Source organism: Cellulosimicrobium funkei (assembly GCF_900155925.1).
Taxonomy (GTDB): domain Bacteria; phylum Actinomycetota; class Actinomycetes; order Actinomycetales; family Cellulomonadaceae; genus Cellulosimicrobium; species Cellulosimicrobium funkei.
This window is the reverse complement of record NZ_FTMI01000003.1, coordinates 414,259-429,809: the sequence shown is the minus strand read 5'-3', so window position 1 is coordinate 429,809 and position 15,551 is coordinate 414,259. Positions and strand designations below refer to the sequence as shown.

General features: G+C 76.2%; 16 protein-coding genes and 1 riboswitch. Of the genes, 15 read left to right on the top strand and 1 reads right to left on the bottom strand.

Translation table 11 applies throughout. The features are described from left to right. Positions 1–73 precede the first annotated feature (73 nt). From BXA05_RS10095 to BXA05_RS10065, 7 genes are all read left to right on the top strand, one after another. Positions 74–2,419, top strand: a complete 2,346-nt coding sequence (locus BXA05_RS10095; protein WP_076404888.1) for a primosomal protein N' family DNA-binding protein — start codon at positions 74–76, stop codon at positions 2,417–2,419. After that, the gene (locus tag BXA05_RS10090) at positions 2,416–3,150 is read left to right on the top strand and encodes an HAD family hydrolase (protein WP_244550435.1); all 735 of its coding nucleotides are present in this window, start codon (positions 2,416–2,418) and stop codon (positions 3,148–3,150) included. Before BXA05_RS10095 ends, BXA05_RS10090 begins: the two co-directional genes overlap by 4 nt. Before the next feature lie 13 nt (positions 3,151–3,163). Beyond that, positions 3,164–3,538 carry a hypothetical protein gene (locus BXA05_RS10085; RefSeq protein ID WP_076404887.1) on the top strand — a complete coding sequence of 125 codons (375 nt, stop codon included), beginning with the start codon at positions 3,164–3,166 and terminating at the stop codon, positions 3,536–3,538. Positions 3,539–3,640: 102 nt separating this feature from the next. Beyond that, positions 3,641–4,594: a methionyl-tRNA formyltransferase gene (gene fmt / locus BXA05_RS10080; protein ID WP_076404886.1), complete on the top strand. Its 954-nt coding sequence runs from the start codon at positions 3,641–3,643 to the stop codon at positions 4,592–4,594. Next, entirely contained in the window at positions 4,591–6,273 is a 1,683-nt protein-coding gene (locus BXA05_RS10075) for an RsmB/NOP family class I SAM-dependent RNA methyltransferase (protein ID WP_076404885.1), read from the top strand. Before fmt ends, BXA05_RS10075 begins: the two co-directional genes overlap by 4 nt. A gap of 131 nt (positions 6,274–6,404) precedes the next feature. Further along, a complete protein-coding gene (locus tag BXA05_RS10070; RefSeq protein WP_031316417.1) occupies positions 6,405–6,632 on the top strand; it encodes a type II toxin-antitoxin system RelB family anti-toxin in 228 nt (75 codons plus the stop codon). After that, complete coding sequence (locus BXA05_RS10065; RefSeq protein WP_076404884.1) at positions 6,629–7,915, top strand: type II toxin-antitoxin system HipA family toxin; 1,287 nt, start codon at positions 6,629–6,631, stop codon at positions 7,913–7,915. The genes BXA05_RS10070 and BXA05_RS10065 overlap by 4 nt, the downstream gene beginning before the upstream one ends. A 150-nt stretch (positions 7,916–8,065) precedes the next feature. Here BXA05_RS10065 and BXA05_RS10060 read toward each other — a convergent pair whose 3' ends face one another. Continuing rightward, a complete protein-coding gene (locus BXA05_RS10060; protein ID WP_241005796.1) occupies positions 8,066–8,686 on the bottom strand; it encodes a GNAT family N-acetyltransferase in 621 nt (206 codons plus the stop codon). 52 nt (positions 8,687–8,738) lie between these two features. Here BXA05_RS10060 and rpe point away from each other — a divergent pair, with 52 nt between their 5' ends. The 8 genes from rpe (at position 8,739) to BXA05_RS10020 (ending at position 15,446) form a co-directional block, all read left to right on the top strand. After that, positions 8,739–9,407, top strand: coding sequence for a ribulose-phosphate 3-epimerase (gene rpe, locus BXA05_RS10055; protein WP_009863278.1), 669 nt, complete (start codon positions 8,739–8,741; stop codon positions 9,405–9,407). Between the two features lie 280 nt (positions 9,408–9,687). Next, a riboswitch (FMN riboswitch) is annotated at positions 9,688–9,813 on the top strand. Between the two features lie 158 nt (positions 9,814–9,971). After that, entirely contained in the window at positions 9,972–11,105 is a 1,134-nt protein-coding gene (ribD, locus tag BXA05_RS10050; protein WP_076404883.1) for a bifunctional diaminohydroxyphosphoribosylaminopyrimidine deaminase/5-amino-6-(5-phosphoribosylamino)uracil reductase RibD, read from the top strand. Further along, complete coding sequence (locus BXA05_RS10045) at positions 11,105–11,728, top strand: riboflavin synthase (RefSeq protein ID WP_076404882.1); 624 nt, start codon at positions 11,105–11,107, stop codon at positions 11,726–11,728. The genes ribD and BXA05_RS10045 overlap by 1 nt, the downstream gene beginning before the upstream one ends. A gap of 47 nt (positions 11,729–11,775) precedes the next feature. After that, the gene (gene ribB, locus BXA05_RS10040) at positions 11,776–13,152 is read left to right on the top strand and encodes a 3,4-dihydroxy-2-butanone-4-phosphate synthase (RefSeq protein ID WP_143311121.1); all 1,377 of its coding nucleotides are present in this window, start codon (positions 11,776–11,778) and stop codon (positions 13,150–13,152) included. Beyond that, a complete protein-coding gene (gene ribH, locus BXA05_RS10035; RefSeq protein WP_047234219.1) occupies positions 13,149–13,616 on the top strand; it encodes a 6,7-dimethyl-8-ribityllumazine synthase in 468 nt (155 codons plus the stop codon). The genes ribB and ribH overlap by 4 nt, the downstream gene beginning before the upstream one ends. A gap of 73 nt (positions 13,617–13,689) precedes the next feature. Beyond that, positions 13,690–13,953: a phosphoribosyl-ATP diphosphatase gene (locus tag BXA05_RS10030; RefSeq protein ID WP_024839663.1), complete on the top strand. Its 264-nt coding sequence runs from the start codon at positions 13,690–13,692 to the stop codon at positions 13,951–13,953. Between the two features lie 109 nt (positions 13,954–14,062). Continuing rightward, complete coding sequence (hisG, locus tag BXA05_RS10025) at positions 14,063–14,917, top strand: ATP phosphoribosyltransferase (protein WP_009865157.1); 855 nt, start codon at positions 14,063–14,065, stop codon at positions 14,915–14,917. Positions 14,918–14,963: 46 nt separating this feature from the next. Beyond that, positions 14,964–15,446 carry a PH domain-containing protein gene (locus BXA05_RS10020; protein ID WP_009865158.1) on the top strand — a complete coding sequence of 161 codons (483 nt, stop codon included), beginning with the start codon at positions 14,964–14,966 and terminating at the stop codon, positions 15,444–15,446. The last annotated feature ends 105 nt before the right edge of the window (positions 15,447–15,551 follow it).

The window sequence follows — 15,551 nt, the reverse complement described above, 5'->3', positions numbered from 1 at the left end:
CTGCCCGGCGCACCGTCGTGAGCGAGGTCGTGAGCGCGCCGGTCGTGACGGCGGCGCGTGGTTCGATGGCGTCGTGAGCGAGCCGGAGGACACGTCGCGGGCGGTGCAGGACACCCTGCTCACCGTCGCGCCCGCTGCGCCCCGCCGGGGGCCCGCGCCGCCGGCGTCGCACCAGATCGCCGCGCACCTGCCGGTGGCGCGCCTCGCGCTCGACCTCGCGCCCCCGCACCTGGACCGCCCCTTCGACTACCTCGTGCCCGCCACGATGTCCGACGACGCGCGCCCGGGGGTGCGGGTCAAGGTCCGGTTCGCGGGCCGGGACGTCGACGGGTACGTCCTGGAGCGCGTCGACCGCTCGGACCACGACGGGCGCCTGCTGCCGCTGCGGCGCGTCGTGTCGGCCGAGCCCGTGCTGGCACCGGCTGTCGCCCGGCTCGCGCGCGCGGTCGCCGACCACTACGCCGGCACGCTCTCGGACGTGCTGCGCCTCGCCGTGCCCCCGCGGCACGCGCGCGCCGAGCAGACCTTCGCGGCACGGACGGCCGCTGACGCGGTCCCCGCGCCGGGATCGACCCCGGCCGGGGCCGCCCCGGGCGACGCCGTCGCCGCCGAGGCGGTTCCTACGGCCTTTTCCGTCGCCGAGTCCGTTCCTGCGCCTACCGAGTCCGTTCCCGGGTCCGTGCCCGCGGCTGCGACGCACCAGGAGTCCGTGTGGGCCCCGTACCGGGCCGGCGCCGCGTTCCTCGCGCACGTCGCGGGCGGCGGGGCGCCCCGGGCCGTGTGGACCGCGCTCCCCGGGCTCGCGCCCGCGGCGCCCGAGGCGGCGTCCGAGGGTCGGCGCGGCGCGGGCCGCTCGCGCAAGGAGCCCGACGCGCTGCCCGTCACGCACTGGGCGGCTGCGGTCGCCGAGGCGGTGCGCGCGGCCCGCTCGGGCGGGCGGGGCGCGCTCGTCGTCGTGCCGGACGCGCGCGACGTCGACCAGGTCTGCGCGGCGCTCGCGGCCGCCGGGCTGCCTGCGTGGGACGCGGCGACCGGGGGCGAGGTGGTGCGGCTGACGGCCGACGAGGGGCCCGCGCCGCGCTACCGCGCGTTCCTCGCCGTCCTGCACGGTGACGCGCGCGTCGTCGTGGGGACCCGCGCAGCGGCGTTCGCGCCCGTGGTCGACCTCGGGCTGGTGGTGTGCTGGAACGACGGCGAGGACACGCTCGCGGAGCCGCGCGCCCCGTACCCGCACGCGCGCGAGGTGCTCGCGCTGCGCAGCGACCAGGAGGGCGCGGCGTTCCTGCTGGGGTCGCACGGGCGCACGGTCGCGGCGCACGCGCTCGTCGTACGGGGCTGGGCGCACGAGCTCGCGGCGCCGCGCGACGTCGTGCGGGCCCGGGCGCCGCGCGTGCGGGCGCTGACCTCGGTCGAGCTGGCGGCGGAGGGACCGGGCGCCGCGGCGCGCATCCCGACGGCCGCGTGGCGCACGGCGCGTGCGGCGCTGGAGCAGGGGCCGGTGCTGGTGCAGGTGCCGCGGTCGGGGTACGTGCCGGTCGTGGCGTGCGGCCGGTGCCGCACGCCCGCGCGCTGCACGGTGTGCCACGGGCCGCTCGCGCTGTCCGGCCCGCAGGCGACGCCCCAGTGCGCGTGGTGCGGGGCGCTCGCGGGCGGGTGGTCGTGCGCGGAGTGCCACTGGACGGGGCTGCGGTCGGTGCGCGTGGGGTCCCAGCGCACCGCGGAGGAGCTGGGCCGTGCGTTCGCGGGGGTCCCGGTGCAGGTCTCGGGTGCCGCGGCGGCGGGCGGGGTGCTGGGAGCGGTGTCCGCGCGTCCCGCGCTCGTGGTCGCGACGCCGGGTGCCGAGCCGGTCGCCGAAGGCGGGTACGCGGCGGCGCTGCTGCTGGACGCGGCGGTGAGCACGGCGCACGTCGGGCTCGACGTCGCGCAGGACGCGCTCGCGCGCTGGCTCGCCGCGGCGGCGCTCGTGCGGCCCGCGACGGCGGGCGGGCAGGTGCTGCTCGTGGGCGACGCCGCGCCCGCGCCGACGAACGCGCTCGTGCGCTGGGACCCGGCGCTCCTCGCGGACCGCGAGCTGGACGAGCGGGTCGAGCTGTCGCTGCCGCCGGCGGTCCGGGTGGCGGCGGTGACGGGCGACCGTCCCGCGGTCGCGGCGGTGCTGGGCCGGGTGGCGCTCGCGGGCCCGGAGACGGTGCTCGGCCCGGTGGAGGTGGCGGCGTCGCCCCGCGGGCGGGGTGCCGACGGGGTGGACGGCGCGGCGCCTGGGCTGGTGGACGCCCCACCCGTGCGGGCGGTGGTGCGCGTCCCGGTGCGCGACGGTCGCCGGCTGGCGCGCGAGCTCGGCGCGTCCGTCGCGGTCCGGTCCGCGCGGCGCGAGCCGGGTAGCGTGCGGGTGGAGCTCGACCCGAAGGAGATCCTGTGACGCACCGCCCTGTGACGCACCGCCCGGTGTCCGCCGTCCCGACCGTTGCCCCCCTCACCGAGGCGTCCGCCGACGCGACCCCCGACCGGGACCCGGCACCCGCCGCCCGCGAGATCGACGCCGTGCTGTACGACTTCGGCAACGTCCTGGTGGGCTGGGACCCGTACGGCGCGTACGACGGCGTCGACCGGCGGGACGTGGACGCGTTCTTCGCCGACGTGGACTTCCGCGTGCTCAACCACGAGCGGGACGCGGGTGCGACGTGGCAGGACGCGCGCGACCGCGTGGCGGCGACCCACCCGCACCACGTCGCGCTCCTGGACCGGTACGTCGAGCGGTTCCCCGCGACGCTCACCGGCCCGGTCGAGGGCTCCGAGGAGCTCGTGCGCGAGCTGCGCGACCTGGGCCTGCGGCTGTACGGGCTGACGAACTGGTCCGCGGAGCTCTTTCCGCACGCCGCTCCGGCCGCTCCCGCCACGGCCCTCATGGAGGACGTGCTGGTCTCCGGGCGCGAGGGCCTGGCCAAGCCCGACCCGGCGATCTTCGCGCTCGCGGTCGAGCGGTTCGGTCTCGACCCGGCCCGGACGCTGTTCACCGACGACAGCGCCGCCAACGTCGAGGCCGCGGCGCGCCTCGGGCTGCGCACCCACCTGTTCGTGGGCACGGCGGGCCTGCGCGCGGCGCTGCGCGACCTGGGCGTGCCGGTCGGCCCCGAGGGCGCCGGGTCATGACGGGCGCCGCGTCGTGACGGGTGCCGGGGTGCCGCGCGCGCTCACGGCCCGTGAGCGCGACGTGCTCGTCTGGATGCTCCGCCACGGGTGCCGCGGCGAGGCGGTCGCGCCGGACCGGGACGCGGCCGACCGTGGGCGCTGGCTCGCCCAGGTCGACGCGGTGCGCGTGCACGGCACGTGCGCGTGCGGGGCCTGCCCGACGATCGACCTGGGGGACGACGACGGTCCCGTCCCCGCGCAGGGCCCGCGCGTCGTGCTGGAGGCGGGCACGGACCGCTTCCTCCTGCTGCTGTTCGTCGACGACGACCGGCTGAGCTGCCTCGAGCTCGCTCCCGTGGACGACGAGGCGTTCCCCGCCTTCCCGCAGCTCGCCACGCTGGCGACCTGACCTCCGGGCCCGTACCGGGCGCCTGCGCATACCGGGCGCCCGACCCGTGCACGGGGCCGCTGCCGGGTCGGCCGCCCTGCCCGGCCACCTAGAATCGGGCCCATGCGCCTGCTGTTCGCGGGGACCCCGGATACCGCGGTCCCGTCCCTCGACGCCCTCCTCGACTCCCGCCACGAGGTGGTCGCCGTGCTCACGCGCGCCGACGCGCCGTCGGGCCGCGGACGGCGCCTGACCCCCAGCCCCGTCCGCGTGCGTGCCGAGGAGGCCGGGATCCCGGTCCTCACGGACCGGCCCCGCGGCGAGGAGTTCCTCGCGCGCCTCGCCGCGCTCGACGTCGACGCGGCACCCGTCGTCGCGTACGGGGAGATCCTGCGCCCCGACGTGCTCGCCGTGCCCCGGCACGGGTGGGTCAACCTGCACTTCTCCGTCCTGCCCGCCTGGCGCGGCGCGGCGCCCGTGCAGCGCGCGATCATCGCGGGCGACGAGGTGACCGGGGCGACGACGTTCCTCATCGAGGAAGGGCTGGACTCGGGGCCCACGCTCGGCACCACGACGGAGACGATCCGGCCCCGGGACACCGCGGGCGACCTCCTGGGCCGCCTCGCCGTCTCCGGTGCCGGCCTCCTCGTCGCCACCCTCGACGCCCTCGAGGACGGCACCCTGCGCCCGCAGCCCCAGCCCGCCGACGGCGTCTCGCACGCCGCCAAGCTGACGACCGCGGACGCGGAGGTCCGCTGGGACCACCCGGCGCTCGCGGTCGACCGCCTGGTGCGCGGCTGCACCCCGGCACCCGGGGCGTGGACGACCCTGCCCGGCGCCGACGGCACGCCCGCGCGCCTGGGGCTCGGCCCCGTCACCCCGCGGCCCGACGTCGTCGACCTCGCCCCCGGGCGCGTGCGCGCCGGGAAGAAGGAGGTGCTCGTCGGGACCGCGACCCACGCCGTCCAGCTGGGGGAGGTGGCGCCCGTGGGCAAGAAGCACATGGCCGCCGCGGACTGGGCGCGCGGTGCCCGGCTCGACGACGCCACGGTCCTCGGTGCGGAGACCGCCCGATGAGCGCCGAGCGCCGCGACCGCGACGGTTCGAACGCACGTTCGAACAGGAACGGGCGACCGCAGCGCCGGGAGGGCGCCGCGTCGAACAAGCGTTCGAGCGGTGGCGGCCAGGGTGGTGGCAACGACTCGAACGCACGTTCGAATTCTGGTGCCGCGCCGGCCGGCGGGAGAGACGAGCGCCGCGACGCCCGGGGGCGCCAGCGCGGCGCCGCCCGCTCCCGCGGAGAGGTGCACCGCGGCTCCGCGGCACCCTCCCAGCGCCGCAAGGGCACCGACCCCGCACGGGCCGTCGCGTACGACGTCCTGCGCCAGGTCGACGGCTCCGACGCCTACGCCAACCTCGTCCTGCCGCCCCTGCTGCGCGAGCGCGGCATCCGCGGACGCGACGCCGGCTTCGCGACCGAGCTCGCCTACGGCACCCTGCGCCTGCGCGGCCGCTACGACGCGATCCTCGCGCGCTGTCTCGACCGCCCCCTCGACCGCCTCGACCCGCCCGTGCTGGACGTCCTGCGCCTCGGCACCCACCAGCTCCTCGCCATGCGCGTCCCGCAGCACGCCGCCGTCTCCGAGACCGTCGGCCTCGCCCGCGAACGCACCGGCGCGGGCAGCGCCCAGCTCGTCAACGCCGTCCTGCGCCGCGTCGCCCGCACCCCCCTCGACGACTGGCTCACGACCCTCGCCGACGACGCCCCCGACCCCCTCGCGGCGCTCGCGGCCACCCAGAGCCACCCCGTCTGGATCGCCCGCGCCCTGCGCGACGCCCTCGCCGGCAACGGACGCCCCGTCGACGAGCTCGACGCCCTCCTCGCCGCCGACAACGACGCCCCCCGCGTCACGCTCGTCGCGCGCCCCGGCCTCGCCGACCCCCACGAGCTCGCCGACGGCGACGGCCGCGTCACCCCCGCCCGCTGGGCACCCACCGCGCTCACCCTCGACGGCGGCGACCCCGCCGCGTTCGGCGCCGTGCGCGACGGCCGCGCCGGCGTCCAGGACGAGGGCAGCCAGCTCGTCGCCCTCGCGCTCGCCGCCGCACCGCTCACCGGACCGCAGCCCGGCTCCACCGGCGACGACGCGCGCTGGCTCGACCTGTGCGCCGGACCCGGCGGCAAGGCCGCGCTCCTCGCGGCGCTCGCGGCCGAGCGCGGGGCGCGCCTCGTCGCCAACGAGGTCCAGCCGCACCGCGCACGCCTCGTGGAGAAGGCGCTCGCCGCCGTGCCCGCGGACGCCGTGGAGGCCGTGCGCACGGGTGACGGGCGCGCCGTCGGGCAGGACGAGCCGGGCGCGTACGACCGCGTGCTCCTCGACGCCCCCTGCACGGGCCTCGGGGCCCTGCGCCGTCGGCCCGAGTCGCGGTGGCGCCGCACCCCGGCGGACCTCGCGACCCTCACCGGGCTCCAGCGCGAGCTCCTCGACTCCGCGCTCGACGCCGTCCGGCCCGGGGGAGTGGTCGGGTACGTCACGTGCTCGCCCCACCTCGCCGAGACCCAGGTCGTCGTCGCCGACGTGCTGCGCCGTCGCGACGACGTCGAGGTCCTCGACGCCCCGGCCGTCGTGCGCGACGTCGTGCGCCCCGAGGTGCGCGACACCGTCGAGCTCGGGGACCGTCAGGACGTCCAGCTCTGGCCGCACGTCCACGGCACCGACGCCATGCACCTCACGCTCCTGCGCCGCACGATGTGAGCGCCGCGCCCCGCGTCGCGATGTCGTCATATCTCGACAACGCGGGGGTGTCAGAGTAACCTGACAGCGTGTCGTGTCAGGGAATCCCGACACGGCCGCACGTCAGGGCACCCCACGGCAGGAGAGCGAGCATGGCCGACACCTGGACCACCCCCCGCAGCCCCCGCGACCTCGGCGCCTACCTGAGCCGCGTCCGCCGAACCCGCGGACTCACCCAGGCCCAGGTCGCCGACGAGCTCGGCATCACCCGCCAGTACCTCTCCGAGCTCGAGAACGGCGTCGAGAACCTCTGGGTCCAACGACTCTTCGAGCTCCTCGACACCCTCGACGTCGACCTGCGACTCCAGGAACGCCGATGACCACCCTCACCGCCTGGCTCTACGGCACCCCCGTCGCCACCCTCGCACCCACCGGCCTGCGCACCACCGACGGCACACCCCGCGTCACCCTCACCTGGACCACCGACGCCCTCGACCGCTGGGGGCACGACGCCCGCGTCCTGTCCCACCTGCTCCCCATCACCCCACCCGACGAACCCCCGCCCCACCCCGCGCGCGTCGCCGCCTGGCTCGACGGACTCCTCCCCGAGGGCCGCACCCGCGACGCCATGGCCATCGACGCCGGCATCGACCCCGACGACGCCCTCGCCTTCCTCGTCCACTACGGCCACGACACCGCCGGCGCCGTCCTCCTCGCACCCGAAGGACAACCCCTCCCCACCCCCCGCACCCCCGAACGCCTCGACGACGCCGCCGTCGCACGACTCCTGCGCGCCGCCGTCGCCCGCAGCGGGGGAGAAGGCCGCGCCGACCACCTCACCAGCTCCTTGCCCGGCATGGAACCCAAGATCACCCTCCTCCACGACGAGCACGGCTGGGCCCGACCCCACGGCACCGCACCGACCACCCACATCCTCAAGGTCGCCCGCCCCTCCGACTCACCCACCGCCGACCTCGTCAACACCGAGGCCGCCGCCCTCGACCTCGCCCGCCGCATCGGCCTCACCACCGTCGACGCCCACGTCACCGAGCTCGACGGCGAACGCGCCATCGTCGTCACCCGCTACGACCGCGTCCCCGACCCCACCGACCCCACCGGCACCGCACGCCTCCACCAGGAGGACGCCGCCCAGGCCCTCGGCATCAACACCCGCGACCCCGAACGCAAGTTCCAGCACGGCCGCCGCTTCCCCTCCCTCGCCGCCATCGCCCGCACCCTGCGCGACGACGGCACCCGCCCCGACCCCCTCCTCGCCCTCACCACCCTCAACCTCGCCCTCGGCAACACCGACGCCCACGCCAAGAACATCTCCGTCCTGCGCCACGCCGACGGCACCGTCCGCCTCGCCCCCGCCTACGACATCGCCATGCACCTCCACCACGACCACGCCTCCCGCGTCTTCGCCATGGACGTCGCCGGCGAACGCGACATGGACCGCCTCACCGCCGACCACCTCGTCACCGAGGGCACCACCTGGGGGCTGCCCCGCCGACGCGCCCAGCGCGCCGTCGCCCAGACCCTCGACGGACTCCTCGCGGCGCTCGCGGACATCGACCGCGACGCCCACCCCGGCGTGAGCCGTCACGCCTGGCGCACGGTCGAGCGCCGCACCACCGACCTCCGCCGAACCCTGGTCGCCTGACGGCCCCCCTTCTCACGTCGAGCAGGTGGTCGTGGCGGGTCCGGGCGGCCCCACCCACCAGGACCGCCTGCTCGACTCACCAGGACCGCCTGGTCGGCCGCTGCGCGACGACGGGCACCCGGGCCGATCGTGGCCGCGGCGTCGTCGGGATCAGAGGGTGCGCTGGAGCAGGATCGTGTCGACCCAGCGGCCGTGCTTGAACCCGACGGCGGTGAGGCGCCCGGCCTCGACGAAGCCGAAGCGGCGGTGCAGCGGGAGCGACCCGGCGGCCTCGGGGACGTCGGCCACGACGGAGACGACCTGGCGGACCCCCGCGGCGGCGACCGCCTCCAGGAGCGCGGCGAGCAGCGCGGTCCCCACCCCGCGCCCGGCGTGCGCCGGGTCGAGGTAGATCGTGTCCTCGGCGGTGTGCCGGTAGGCGGGCTTGGGGCGCCAGGCCGACGCGTACGCGTAGCCCGCGACGACGGCGCCGGTCGGGGAGCTCGGCCCGCCCGGGGCGTCGACCTCGGCGACGAGGAACGGCAGGCCGCGCGCGGTGACGTCGTCGAGCTTGCGGTGCCACGCCGGGACGTCCCAGACCTCCTCCTCGAACGTCACGCACGTGTCGCGCACGAACGGGGCGGCGATCTCCGCGACCCGCGGCAGGTCGTGCACCGTGGCCGGGCGCACCGTCACGACGGGTGCGGAGGCGTGCGGGTCCCCGGGGCGGTGCGGCGTGCCGCGGACGGAGGCAGGGGCCGGGCCGGGGGAGGGGGAGGAGAGGTCGCTCACGCGACGAGGGTACGAGCACCGGGCTCCGGCACGCGCCCCTAGGCTGGGGCCCATGGCAGCCCTCATCGCACCGAGCATCCTGTCCGCCGACTTCGCGAACCTCGAGCGCGACCTGAACGCGATCGCCACGGCGGACTACGCGCACGTCGACGTCATGGACAACCACTTCGTGCCGAACCTCACGCTCGGGCTGCCGGTGTTCGAGCGACTGGCGCAGGTGTCGCCCGTCCCGATCGACGCCCACCTCATGATCGAGGACCCTGACCGCTGGGCGCCGGCCTACGCGGAGGCGGGCGCGGCGTCGGTCACGTTCCACGCCGAGGCCGCTGCTGCCCCTGTGCGGCTCGCTCGCGAGCTCCGCCGCCTGGGAGCCCGCGCAGGCGTCGCGCTGCGCCCTGCGACGCCGGTGGAGCCCTTCCTGGACCTGCTGACCGAGGTGGACATGATCCTCGTCATGACGGTCGAGCCGGGCTTCGGCGGGCAGTCCTTCATCGAGGGGACGCTGCCGAAGATCCGGCGGGCGCGCGAGGCCGTGAGCGAGTCGGGACTCGACGTGTGGATCCAGGTCGACGGGGGAGTGTCGCGGTCGACGATCGAGCGGGCCGCGGACGCGGGGGCGAACGTCTTCGTCGCCGGGTCGGCGGTCTACGGGGCGGAGAACGTGCCCGAGGAGATCCAGGCGCTGCGCGAGCTGGCGGAGGCGTCGGCGCACGCCCACTGACGTCAGGAGGGGAAGGGGCCCTTACGGGCCCCTTCTTCGTTCCACATAAAATAGTGTGCCAAGCGCATATTTCACTTCTGCCAGACCGCGGAAAACTCACCACCAAGCACAGAGGAGCGGGGCGGCGGTCGTCGGACGGCGAAGCGCGGCCGCTCAGGGTGAGGCGGTTCTCGCGAGCGCGGACCTCGACGGGAGCGGGCGAGAACGCGTCGGACCGTCGGTCGCGCCCGCGCGGAGCGCACCCGGAGTAACATCGGCCGTTGCAGAACGCAGTACGCACGAACGTGCTCCGGGGTCGGTGCAATTCCGAGCCGGCGGTGACAGTCCGCGACCCGCGCCCACGCGCGGTTGACCTGGTGGAACTCCAGGACCGACGGTGAAAGTCCGGATGGGAGGAAGCACGTGCGGCGTGGCCACGCCTCGGCGCGTGGTGCTCCGGCGACCCGCCGGTGCACCCGTCCGGGACGGTGACGGCCTCGCCGTGGTGAGCGACGCCGTCGAGCCCTCGTGGCTCGACCCGCCGCCCGCCCTCACCCCGGAGCGCCCGTGCCCGGGAGGAGGACGATGGGCGAGCACCCCCGCACCCTGACGGTCGACGACGCGATGACGCGCGCGCTCGAACTGGCGGTCCGAGGGCCGGCGCACGGGCCGAACCCCCGCGTCGGGTGCGTCCTGCTGGGCCCTCCGCCCGGCGCGACCCTGCCCGACGGCGCCGCGCCCGGTTCGATCGACCCGCACCCGCGGCCCGTGCTCGCCGAGGGGTGGCACCGTGGCGCGGGCACGCCGCACGCCGAGGCGGCGGCCCTCGCGGACGCCCGGGCGCGCGGCGTCGACGTCGCCAGCGCGACGGCGGTCGTGACGCTCGAGCCGTGCGCCCACACCGGTCGCACCGGCCCGTGCGCCGACGCGCTCGTCGCCGCAGGCGTGGCGGAGGTCGTGCTCGCCGTCGACGACCCGAACCCCGTCGCCACGGGCGGCGCGCACCGGCTGCGGGCCGCGGGGGTCCGCGTCGTGCGCGGCCTGCGCGCCGCCGAGGGCGAGGAGCTCCTGCGGGTGTGGCTCACGGCCGTCCGGCGCGGCACGCCGTACGTGACGCTCAAGACGGCCACGACGCTCGACGGCTACGTGGCCGCCCAGGACGGGACGAGCCGGTGGATCACCGGGCCCGCAGCGCGCGAGCACGCGCACCGCGTGCGGGCGGAGGTGGACGCGATCGTCGTCGGCACGGGCACGCTCCTGGCCGACGACCCCGAGCTCACCGCGCGGGTGCCCACCCACGGCTCGTCCCACGAGGCCGCGAGCGCCGCGCGTCTGGCGGAGCACCAGCCGTTGCGGGTGGTCGTGGGCCTGCGGGGGATCCCGCCGGCGGCGCGGGTCCGCGGGGAGGGTGGCGAGCTGGTGCACGTGCTGACGCGGGACGTCGGTGAGGTGCTGGAGCGGCTCGCGGAGCGCGAGGTGCGGCACGTGCTGGTGGAGGGCGGTCCGACGCTGGCGACGGCGTTCCTGGCCGCGGGCGCGGTGGACGAGCTGCACGCGTACGTGGCCCCGGTGCTGCTGGGGGGCGGGCGGCGAGCGGTGGACGGGTTGGGTGTGGCGACGATCGCCGACGCGCACCGGTTCCGCACGGTGGAGGTGAGGCGTGTCGGGGACGACGCGCTGGTGGTGTCCAGGAAGAGCACGGAAGGACGGGTGGGTTGATGTTCACGGGGATCGTGGAGGAGATCGGCAGGGTCCGGGGGATCGCGTTCCCGGGTGGCGCGGGGGAGGACGCGGTGCTCACGGTCGAGGGGCCGCTCGCGGCGTCGGACGCGGCGCTCGGTGACTCGATCGCGGTGAACGGGGTGTGCCTGACGGTCACGAGCCTCGGGGGCGACGGGTCGTTCACGGCGGACGTGATGCCGGAGTCGTTGCGTCGGACTGCGCTGGGTGACCTCGTGGCGGGGTCGCCGGTGAACCTGGAGCGGGCCGTCCGGGCGGACGCGCGGCTGGGCGGTCATGTGGTGCAGGGCCACGTGGACGGCGTCGGCACGCTCGTGAGCCGCATGCCGGGGGAGCGGTGGGACGACCTGGTGCTCTCCGCACCTGCGGGTCTGACGCGGCACGTGGCGGAGAAGGGCTCGATCGCGGTGAGCGGGGTGTCGTTGACGGTGACGCACGTGGATGACGAGACGTTCGGCGTCTCGCTGATCCCGACGACGCTCGAGGCGACGATCCTCGGGCGACTGGTGCCGGGCGACCGGGTGAACCTCGAGGTGGACGTGCTCGCGAAGTACGTCGAACGCCTGCTGGTGTCCGGCGTGGTCCCCGGGAGCGCGTCGTGACGGGCGCGGGGTCCGCGAGCGCCGCGGTGCCGGAGGGGTCGGGGGGCGTGCGGCTGGGGTCGGTCGAGGAGGCGTTGGCGGCGATCCGGGCGGGGCGTCCGGTGCTGGTGGCGGACTCGCCGGACCGGGAGAACGAGGCGGACGTGGTGTTCGCGGCGCAGGGGGTGTCGGCGGAGTGGGTGGCGTGGACGATCCGGCACTCGTCGGGGTACCTGTGCGCGCCGATGCCGGCGGCGCGGGCGGACGCGTTGGAGCTGCCGTTGATGGTGCCGCACAGTCAGGATCCGCGGCGGACGGCGTACACGGTGACGGTGGACGCGGCGACGGGGGTGTCGACGGGGATCTCGGCGGAGGACCGGGCGCGGACGTTGCGGGTGCTGGCGGATCCGGCGTCGGGTGCGAGTGATCTGATCCGGCCGGGTCATGTGCTGCCGTTGCGGGCGGTGCCGGGGGGTGTGCTGCATCGTGCGGGGCACACGGAGGCCGCGGTGGACCTGGTGCGTCTGGCGGGGAGGGGTGAGGTCGGGGGTATCGCGGAGCTGGTGCACGACGACGGGACGATGATGCGTCTGGGGGACGCGGCGGCGCTGGCGGAGCGTGACGGGTTGGTGCTGATCACGATCGCGGACCTGGTGGCGTGGCGGCGGGTGCACGACCCGGCGCCTGCGGTGGCCGCGGAGGTGCCGGGTCGGGAGGCGGTGGCGCGGCGGGTGCACCGCACGTCGTCGGCGGAGCTCCCGACGGTGCACGGCCGGTTCCGGGTGGTGGGGTACCGGGACCTGCGGACGGGGGCGGAGCACGTGGCGCTGGTCCCTGCGGTCCCCCCTGCTGGTGCCTCGGGCCGGGGTGAGGCTGGTGCGGAGGCCGCGAGCGCCGTCGGGACGGAGGTGGTGCCGGTGGTGCGGGTGCACTCGGAGTGCTTGACGGGGGACGCGTTCGGGTCGTTGCGGTGCGACTGCGGTCCGCAGCTGCAGGCGGCGTTGGGGCGGGTAGCGGCGGAGGGGGGTGCGGTGGTGTACCTGCGGGGGCACGAGGGTCGCGGCATCGGGTTGCTGGCGAAGATCGGGGCGTACGAGCTGCAGGACGCGGGTCTGGACACGGTGCAGGCGAACCTGGAGCTGGGGTGGCCGGTGGACCGTCGGGAGTACGGGGCGGCGGCGGCGATCCTGGCGGACCTCGGGTTGTCGCGGGTGCGGTTGCTGACGAACAACCCGGCGAAGGTGACGGGCCTGGTGGCGTCGGGCATCGACGTGGTGGGGGCGGAGCGGATCGAGGTGGGTCACGGGGAGCACAACCGGGCGTACCTGGTGACGAAGAAGGTGGCGATGGGTCATCTGCTGGACACGGTGGCGGTCCCGGACGGGGCTGTCCTGGTGGAGCCGGGCGACGAGCCGGGTACGGAGACGAAGGAGGACGAGGGATGAGCGGGGCAGGTGCGCCGACGGTGAGCGTGGACGGGTCGGGGCTGCGGGTGACGGTGGTCGCGGCGAGCTGGCACACGGAGGTGATGGACGGGTTGCTGGCGGGCGCGCGGCGGGCGTTGGCGGCGGCGAACGTGTCGCACGTGAGCGTGGTGCGGGTGCCGGGGTCGTTCGAGCTGCCGGTGGCGGCGGCGCGCGCGGTGGAGCACGGCGCGGACGCGGTGGTGGCGCTGGGCGTGGTGATCCGTGGGGGGACGCCGCACTTCGAGTACGTGTGCCAGGCGGCGACGTCGGGTCTGACGGACGTGAGCGTGCGCACGGGGGTGCCGGTGGGGTTCGGTGTGCTGACGTGCGACGACGAGCAGCAGGCCCTGGACCGGGCGGGCCTGGAGGGGTCGCGGGAGGACAAGGGTGCGGAGGCCGCGGAGGCGGCGGTCGCGACGGTCGTGGCGCTGCGCGACCTGTGACGGACCGGGTCGGGGCGTGCCCGCTGGGCGGACACGCCCCGGCCGGGTCCGGGTGGCGGATACCCTGGAGCCCGTGAAGACGTTCGAGTCCCTGTTCGCGGAGCTGTCCGAGAAGGCCACGACGCGACCTGCCGGTTCCGGCACGGTCGCTGAGCTGGACGCCGGCGTGCACGCGATCGGGAAGAAGGTGGTCGAGGAGGCCGCCGAGGTGTGGATGGCCGCCGAGTACGAGGGCGACGTGAAGACGGCGGAGGAGATCTCCCAGCTCCTCTACCACCTGCAGGTCCTCATGCTGGCGAAGGGTCTGAGCCTGCAGGACGTGTACGAGCATCTGTGAGCGGCCGCGCCGGTGAGCGTCCCCGCTCCCGGCCGCGAGCGCCGCTCGCCCCTCGCTCGTCCCTGCTGTTCCCCTCTTCCTGCCCGATCCCCTGAACGAAGGTCCTGTCATGCTGCGTATCGCCGTCCCCAACAAGGGGTCCCTGTCCGAGCCCGCCGTCGAGATGCTGCGCGAGGCGGGGTACCGCCAGCGCCGTGACCCGCGCGAGCTGGTGCTGGCGGACCCGGACAACGACGCCGAGTTCTTCTTCCTGCGCCCGCGCGACATCGCGGTGTACGTGGGGTCGGGCACGGTCGACGTCGGGGTGACGGGTCGGGACCTGCTGCTGGACTCGGGCGCGGACGCGGTGGAGCACATGCAGCTCGGGTTCGGGGGGTCGACGTTCCGCTACGCGGCGCCGGCGGGGACGATCACGTCGTTGGAGCAGGTGCAGGGGCTGCGGGTCGCGACGTCGTACGAGGTCCTCGTGGAGGGGCACCTGCGGGCGCACGGGGTGGACGCGACGGTGGTGCACCTGGACGGTGCGGTCGAGTCGGCGGTGCAGCTCGGGGTGGCGGACGTCGTCGCGGACGTGGTCTCGACGGGCACGACGCTGCGGGGCGCCGGCCTGGAGGTGTTCGGCGACCCGATCCTGGTGTCGGAGGCGGTGCTGATCCGGCCGCGCAAGGTTGCGGAGGCGGACGTCCCGGCGGGGGTGGAGGTGCTGTCGCGTCGTCTGCAGGGGGTGCTGACGGCGCACGAGTACGTCCTCATGGACTACGACGTGCCGGTGTCGCTCGTGGACCGTGCGGTCGCGATCACGCCGGGCCTGGAGTCGCCCACGGTGTCCCCGCTGCACGACCGGGACTGGGCGGCGGTGCGGGCGATGGTGCGCCGCGACCGCACGAACCAGGTCATGGACGCCCTGTACGACGTGGGTGCGCGCGCGATCCTCGTGACCCGGATCCACGCCTCGCGCCTCTGACCTCGTGCCGCCGGTGGGTGGTCGGCGGGTGTGAGACGGTGGCGGCATGAGCACCGACCCGTTCCCCGACCCCGGCCTGCCGGGCGACCGCGACGACGACCCGTACCGCACGTTCCGGCCCCGGTTCGGCCTGGTGTCGGCGTGGGCGACGGGCGTGGTCGTCGTCGGCGGGTGCGTCGTGGTGGGGCTGTCCGCGACGGGGCCGCTCGGCACGTCGTGGGTGAACCGGCTGTCCATCGCGGCGTTCGCGCTGTTCGCGGCGTGGCTGCTGTGGCGCCTGGGCGGCGTGCACGCCGTCCCGACGCGCGAGGGCCTGCGGGTGCGCAACGTCATCTACACGCGCCGCCTCGCCTGGCCCCAGATCGTGTCGGTCCGCTTCGGCTCCGGCGACGCATGGGTGCGCCTCGACCTCGCGGACGGGTCCACCCTCGCCGTCATGGGCATCCAACGGGCCGACGGCGCCCGGGGCGAGGCGGAGGCGCGTCGCCTCGCCGCCCTGGTGAAGGCGCACGGCGAGGCCCACGAGTAAGCACCGCAGGCGCGCGGCCCCCGTGCCCGCTCCCCCCTCACCCCGCACCGACGACGACGGCCCCCGGATCGAGGAGATCCGGGGGCCGTCGTCGTGCGCCGGCGG